This is a genomic window from Rhizobium sp. P40RR-XXII, assembly GCF_012641405.1.
Classification (GTDB): domain Bacteria; phylum Pseudomonadota; class Alphaproteobacteria; order Rhizobiales; family Rhizobiaceae; genus Rhizobium.
This window is the reverse complement of the sequence record NZ_JABAII010000040.1, coordinates 1-7167: the sequence shown is the minus strand read 5'-3', so window position 1 is coordinate 7167 and position 7167 is coordinate 1. Positions and strand designations below refer to the sequence as shown.

General features: G+C 58.8%; 4 protein-coding genes and 3 pseudogenes. 1 reads left to right on the top strand and 6 read right to left on the bottom strand.

The features are described 5' to 3' along the window. Positions 1 to 121: 121 nt before the first annotated feature. Positions 122 to 307, bottom strand: a pseudogene (locus tag HGP16_RS33595) (hypothetical protein); the annotation flags it as partial. Between the two features lie 309 nt (positions 308 to 616). After that, positions 617 to 739 (bottom strand): annotated as a pseudogene (locus HGP16_RS34635) (ATP-binding protein); the annotation flags it as partial. Here HGP16_RS34635 and HGP16_RS34505 point away from each other — a divergent pair. Beyond that, complete coding sequence (locus HGP16_RS34505) at positions 739 to 864, top strand: hypothetical protein (protein ID WP_281408297.1); 126 nt, start codon at positions 739 to 741, stop codon at positions 862 to 864. The pseudogene HGP16_RS34635 and the gene HGP16_RS34505 sit on opposite strands and share 1 nt — an antisense overlap. Positions 865 to 909: 45 nt before the next feature. On the opposite strand, the gene HGP16_RS33585 is transcribed toward HGP16_RS34505, so the two are convergent. From HGP16_RS33585 to HGP16_RS33570, 4 genes and pseudogenes are all read right to left on the bottom strand, one after another. After that, positions 910 to 2025 carry a Fic family protein gene (locus HGP16_RS33585; protein ID WP_168844251.1) on the bottom strand — a complete coding sequence of 372 codons (1116 nt, stop codon included), beginning with the start codon at positions 2023 to 2025 and terminating at the stop codon, positions 910 to 912. Positions 2026 to 2133: 108 nt separating this feature from the next. Beyond that, a pseudogene (locus HGP16_RS33580) lies at positions 2134 to 2334 on the bottom strand (integrase); the annotation flags it as partial. 274 nt (positions 2335 to 2608) lie between these two features. Continuing rightward, positions 2609 to 5731: an efflux RND transporter permease subunit gene (locus HGP16_RS33575; RefSeq protein ID WP_168844250.1), complete on the bottom strand. Its 3123-nt coding sequence runs from the start codon at positions 5729 to 5731 to the stop codon at positions 2609 to 2611. Positions 5732 to 5738: 7 nt separating this feature from the next. After that, on the bottom strand, positions 5739 to 6866 hold the full coding sequence (locus HGP16_RS33570; protein WP_246703663.1) for an efflux RND transporter periplasmic adaptor subunit: 1128 nt from the start codon (positions 6864 to 6866) through the stop codon (positions 5739 to 5741). Positions 6867 to 7167: the final 301 nt, after the last annotated feature.

Genomic DNA, 7167 nt, shown 5'->3' with positions numbered 1-7167 from the left:
CGATCCCCTTCCGTCTACTACTCTCTGTAGAGGGGTGACATTCCAGTCACCGGTCAAGAACCAGTTAGTTTGGGAGGTTGCCTTTATTGCATGATAACCTCCCACGCCTTCACGGCGCACCATAGGATCCAAACAGGATGATTTTCAGGATGCGGCCGCGCTTCTTGAAATCTGCCGAGCCTCCCTTCAGCGCATCCTCGAACTCGTCACGCAGCACCTCCAGGACCCGAGCGAGTTCCCGTCGCTTGAGCGGCGGCAAGTGGTCGATGCTGGACTTCATGAACAATGACGAGTCTTTCATGGGCATGAGATTGCCATAAAGGAGCTTGCGCTTGGAATCCACAGGTTGCGCGAAAACAGTGCGGAAAGCAACAAAAATGTTGCATCAAAAATTGGAGAAATATACTAGACTTTTGTAAAAAATATATAAATACGAAAGATACCTATACACACAGCCGCGAAATTCGACGAAAAAACGCGATTCTGGCGGAAATTTGATGCAGCATAATTGCGCATGATTTCCAGCCGCGAATGAAGGGCTGATGGATGAATCCGGTCGTTTGTTGATTTGCGCTGAGAGTTGACCCGGGATTTGCACTGAGAAGTGACCCGCCTTTTAGGTATCGTTCGTGTCGGTCGTCGTGGTCAAGCTTCTCCGTTTCTCCTTTGCCGTTTTGGGTTCATGTGCAGAACTATTTTTGAAGCGGAAGCTGTCGTTTCCGGTTTCGAGGATGTGGCATGGGCATCCGCATCGCAGCGATGAACCGCGCGCTGATGGCCTCTTATCGCGGAAACGACGAAAAGCCAGGTATTTCGAGGGAAGGTGGGACATGCAGCACCAATCTGCGCGGTCTGGGGCCGTGAAATTAAGCTGGCGTTCGCTCACCAGAGGCAGGCGAATACACTTTTCTATTTCTTGGCTTCGGGCATGTTCAATGTGTATCGCGTGTGGCGACGCTCGCCGCTCCGGCTCATTGCTCCCTTCTCCACCATATCCTGAAGGTCGCGTGTTGCAGTCGCGCGGGAGGTTCCTGTGATCGAAATATAGTTTTCGGCGCTCAATCCACCTTTGAAGCCTTCGATCCCTTCTTTGAGCATACGGGAGACGACCTTGTGTTGACGCTCATTGAGCTCGTCTCGGAAACGGTCATAGAATTGTCCTTTGCGAATATAAAACGCGATGCGGGCAAGGGTGGTTTGCTGCGCGTCCAATATGGTCTGGGAGAAATAGATGAGCCATCCAGTTACGTTGAGCGTGCGCTGATTTGCTTCTAGTTCGCCGTAATACGCCTTGCGGCTCTTTTCGATTGTGTATGCAAGTGAGGTTAGGCTCGGTTGCCCGATACTTTGCGCAAGCGACTTTTCCGCCAGCGCTCGGCCGATCCTGCCATTTCCGTCTTCGAAAGGATGGATGCTTTCGAAATAGAGGTGACCAATTGCGGCCCGCGTCAGAGCGGGTAGGGGAAATGTGCCTGCCGGTGCGGATCTATTGAACCATGCCAGATACGCATCCATCTCGGGCGGTACTTGTCTGGAAGGTGGCGCCTCGAAGTGAACAACTGGCTTGTCGAAACGTCCGGACACGATTTGCATTGCATCGTCGTGCGTCCGATAGCCGCCAATCGTAGCAATGTGACGGTTTCCAGCCATCAGCATGGAGTGCCAGCGGAAGAGGGTCTCATGAACGAGCGGTTTGGACCAGCTCTCGAAGACATCGATCATCATCTCGGCGATACCACGTTCCTGAGGCCGGATTGCTCGGTTGTCGGCATCAAGGCCGAATTGCCGGCGTAATGACGACTGGACGCTCAGCCGATCGAGCATCTCGCCTTCGATCTCAGAGGTCTTGACGGCCTCGTCGCTTAACAGCTCAATGCGTAGTGACTGGCCATCCTCGTCATCAAAGTGCCGCACCGCGCCTATGATTTCTCCCGAGGACCTGAGAAATTGCCGCTCGAGTGGCTCGAGCGCTTGAGGGTTATAGTTAAAATGCGGCCAGTCGGTCTGCGTCCAATTCCAGTGCATGAGTTATAGCCGTTATTTCTATAACTCAAATTTACACAATTTGTGAGGCATAGCAACGGAGTTTATCGCTCATCACATGTCGGTTAACGTAAAGATTGCCAGTTTGGGCTACATTATCAGACGTGCCGCCCGCCCATTCTTCCGTTCGGCGTTGTTATAGTAGCTTGCGGCCTGGGCCACAGACTTATGCAGCGACTGCTGCATGGCCTCCTGCAGGGGAATGCCGCGGTTGGCGGCTTCCGTCAGATAGCCGGACCGCAGCCCATGCGCCGAAAATGCCTGCGGATCCAGGCCTGCCTGCTTGCAGCGTGTGACGCCACTTGAAGTCGTTCCTCAAAAGTCTCGCTGAAATGTGCCAGCGCTCTTTTGGAACCAGTCGGAATGAAAAACAGCACATACGTGCAACCGCTTCCCCCGGATAGAGCGTTGGTGGCCGCAAGCGGTCATCCGGCGAACGGCGTGCCGGTAGTCGGTGGGTGGCATATAATAGCGCTACGCTTTCAACGGAATTTCGGTGGTAACTTAACCGGAAACGAGCGATAAGGCAGCTTTGGGAAAGCAGTTATCTATACGATATCATTTGCTAAAGTTTGCGGTCGGAAGGCTTCGCCATTGCTTCTCCTGTCCGCAGGAGGGACAGCACAACAACGAAAAAGACCGGGACGAAGAAGACGGCAAGGACTGTGGCCGAGATCATGCCGCCGAGCACGCCGGTGCCGATCGCGTTCTGGCTGGCGGCACTCGGTCCCGTGGCGATCGCCAGCGGCACGACGCCGAGCGTGAAGGCAAGCGACGTCATGACGATCGGGCGGAAGCGGACGCGTGCGGCTTCGATCGCCGCTTCAAGAAGGGACCTGCCCTCGGCATAATAATCCCTGGCGAATTCGACGATCAGGATGGCGTTCTTTGCCGAAAGGCCGATAATCGCGATCAGGCCGACCTTGAAATAAAGGTCGTTCGGCATGTCACGAAGGATCGCCGCCAGCACGCAGCCGATAATGCCGAGCGGCACCACCAGCATGACCGACAAGGGGATCGACCAGCTCTCGTAGAGACCTGCGAGCAGCAGGAAGACGAAGAGGATGCTGAAACCGAAGAGGATCGGCGCCTGGCTGCCGGAGGAAATCTCCTCGCGCGATTGGCCGGACCACTCGTAGCCGAAACCTTGCGGAAGGTCTGCGGCGATGCGTTCCATCTCGGCAATGGCCGCGCCCGAAGACTTGCCCTCGGCCGCCTGCCCGGTGATGCGGATCGTCGGATAGCCGTTATAGCCGACGATCTGCGGATCGCCCTTGCGCCAGTCGGCGGTTGCGAAGGACGAGAGCGGAACCATTCCACCGCTGGCATTGCGGACATTCAGCTTCATCATATCTTCCACCTGCATGCGGCTGCGGCCATCCGCCTGCACGATGACCTGCTGCATGCGCCCCGCGTTCGGGTAGTCGTTGATATAGGAGGAGCCGAGGTTCGCGGTGATGGCCTCGTTGATGTCGGTAAAGCTGACGCCGAAGGTGTTTGCCTTCTCGCGATCAATGGCAAGCTTGATCTGCGCGGCCTCCTGCATGCCTTCCACGCGCACGTTCGTGACCATGCTGTTCTGCGCCGCCTTGGCGATCAGCTCTTCTCCGGCCTGTTTAAGTGCCTTCTGTCCGCGCCCGGCGCGGTCCTGCAGCCGGAAGGAAAAGCCGCTCGTCGTGCCGAAGCCTTCGATCGGCGGCGGTGAAAGCGCGTAGGAGGTGGCGTCTTTCAGGCCGGCAAGCTGTGCATTGACGCGCTGGGCGATGTCCGGCACCGAGCTGCCGGCCGGCCGCGCGCTCCAATCCTTGAGCGTGACGAAGGCGATGGCTGCGTTCGGCCCGTTGCCCGCGAAGCTGAAGCCCTGCACGGCGAAGATGTTTTCGACGGCGGGTTCGGCCTTGAAGATGGCCTCGACCTGCTTCAGCGATGCGATCGTGCGATTGGCGCTCGCTTCCGGCGGCCCCTGTATGTCGACGATCAGGATGCCTTGATCCTCCTCCGGCACGAAGGAGCCCGGCAGATTGACGAAAAGATAGCCGAGGCCCACGACGAGCGCGAGATAGACGGCCATCATTCGCCAGGACCGTCGCGCAAGGCCGGCGGCGGTCTTGGCATAGCCGGCAGTCATCCCGTCGAACTTGCGATTGAACCAGCCGCCGAGCCCCTTCCTGCCATGATGGTCGCCGTCGATCGGCTTCAGGAACGTGGCGCAGAGCGCCGGCGTCAGCGACAGCGCCAGGAAGGCGGAGAACATGATCGAGACGACCATGGTCAGCGAGAACTGGCGATAGATGATGCCGGACGCGCCCGGAAAGAATGCCATCGGGATGAAGACGCAAGAGAGCACCAGCGTAATGCCGAGGATGGCGCCGGTAATCTGCTTCATCGCCTTCTGGGTCGCAGCTTTTGGCGGCAAACCCTCTTCCGCCATGATGCGTTCGACGTTTTCGACCACGACGATAGCGTCATCGACAAGGATGCCGATCGTCAGAACCATGGCAAACATAGTCAGGACGTTGATGGAGAACCCCGTCACATACATGATCGCGCAGGTTCCGAGCAGCGCGATCGGCACGACCAGCGTCGGGATGAGCGTGTAGCGCAAGTTTTGCAGGAAGACGAACATCACGATGAAGACAAGCGCGATTGCCTCGAAAAGCGTATGCACGACCTTCTCGATCGAGGCATTGACGAAGGGACTGGTGTCGTAGGGTATCGAATACTCGACGCCCTTCGGAAAGAATTTCGACAGCTCGTCCATCTTCGCCTTCACGGCTTTGGAGACCGCGACGGCGTTGCCTGTCGAGGACAGCTGGATGGCGAGGCCGGCGCTCGGATTGCCGTTGAGCCGGCTTGCGGTCGAATAGTTTTCCGCGCCGTCCTCGATGCGCGCGATATCGCGCAGGCGAACGGTCGAGCCGTCCGGATTGGCCCGCAGGATCACCTCGCCGAACTGCTTTGCATTGCTTAGCTGCCCTTCGACGATGACCGTCGCGGTCAGATCCTGGCTGACCGGATTCGGCGTGGCGCCGATCTGACCTGCGGCCACTTGCGCGTTCTGCGCGGTGATCGCGGCGCTGATGTCGGCTGTCGTCAGATGAAGGCCGACCATTTTGTCCGGGTCGATCCAGACGCGCAGCGCCCGCTGCGAGGCGAAGAGCTGCGCACGGCCGACACCCGGCAGTCGCCGAAGTTCGCCGAGAATGTTGCGGTTGACATAGTCGCCGAGCGCGATCTCGTCCATCTTGCCGTCGGTGGAGGTCAGTGCCGCGATCAGCAGGAAGCCGGCGCTGGCTTCCTCGACTTGGATGCCTTGCGTCCTGACCGTCTGCGGGAGCCTCGCCTCGACGCGGCGAACCGCGTTCTGCACGTCGACCGTTGCCTTGCCGATATCCGTTCCGGAGGCGAACGTGGCGTTGATGCCCACCGAGCCGGAATTGTCCGACGTCGACTCGAAATCGACGATGCCGTGGACGCCGTTGAGCTCCTCTTCAATCAGGCGGGTAACGCCCTGATAGATTTCCTGCGGCGAAGCGCCGGGATAGGAGGCGGAGATGGAAAGCTGCGGAGGAGCGACGGCGGGATATTGAGCCACCGGCAATAGGGGGATCGTAATGGTTCCCGCGATTATGATGAAGAATGCAAAGACCCATGCGAGAACGGGTCGCTTGATGAAGAACTGTGCCATGTGTGACTTACTTTGCGGCCTGGTCTGAGATGCTCTGATCTGCCTTTTGCGGCGACCAGGGTTCAGCGACGACCTTGCCCCCCGGCGTGACTTTCTGGATGCCGTCGGCGATGATGGTTTCGCCGTCCTTCAGTCCCGACAGGACGATCCATTCAGGGCCGAGAGCCGCACCGAGAACGACGTTGCGCACGTGAGCCGTCTGGTCGGCGACGACGAACACTTGAGGTGTTCCCTCGGTATCGCGCGTCACGGCTCTTTGCGGAACGGTAATGCCGCCCCGCTGAACGGCCTGCTCGATGCGCACGCGCACATACATGCCCGGCAGGAGATCGCCTTCCGGGTTGGGGAATTCCGCGCGCAGCGTCACCTGACCCGTATTGGGATCCACGCTTGCGTTCGAAAACAGCAACTTGCCCGGCTTGCCATAGGCTTTTCCGCTGTCGAATACGAGTTCGACGCTTGCCTGTCCGGGCGCCGGGCTCTGCAGCTTGCCCTCGCTGACTGCGCGCTTCAATGTGAGGAGATCCTGCGCCGACTGTGTGAAATCGGCATAGACCGGATTGATCTGCTGGATGAGCGCAAGATTGGACGCGCCTTCGGCGGTCACCAGCGTTCCTTCGGTCACGAGAGCACCGCCGATGATGCCGGTGATGGGTGCCCGCACCTCGGTATAATCGAGATTGATCTTCGCTTCGTCGAGCGCCGCTTGCTGTGCTGCAACATCGGCGTCGGCTTGAGCGAGATTGACGGCGGCCGTATCGTAATCGACTGCGCTTATGACATTACGTTCGCGCAGCGAGCGCTGGCGCTCAAGCTGCTGCTTGGCGTGGGCCTGGACGGCTTTCGCCTTCTGCAGTGCCGCATTGGCGCTTGCGACGCGGACCCGAAACAGCTTCGGATCAATGCGATAGAGGATATCGCCCTGGTGCACGAGGCTGCCTTGTTCGAAGACGCGCTCCAGCAGGATTCCCGAGACGCGCGCGCGCACCTCGGAAATCCTGGTTGCGGCAATGCGCCCGGGAAGCTCGCTCATGACCGGTACTGGATGTGCCTTGATTTCGAGCACGCCGACGGCAGGAGGAGGCACCTCGCTGCTCGCCTGGCTGCGCGCCTGGCTTGAAGCCAGCGCGAGCATGGCTGCCGCCGCCAATAGCGCCTTCCAGCAAGGCAGTTCGAATGCAGATCGCATAAATGTATTCCCAATTGACCGTAGCAGGGCGAGTTGGTCGTCCGCGCCTTGACGGCAGAACCTATTTGAAGAAACCGCTTCAGCGCTCGTTGCGAGCTGCAGGGGCACTTCGCCCGAGCCTAAGCAAACATCGGCATTGTTGGTCTTTGGTCGACGTTTTGTGGAGGTTTCGTGAACGGGTGAGCGGGAGCGTTGACGCGGAGGCCCTGTCTGGCGTTTCTTCTTCGGGAAGGGGGTGCGGATGGAC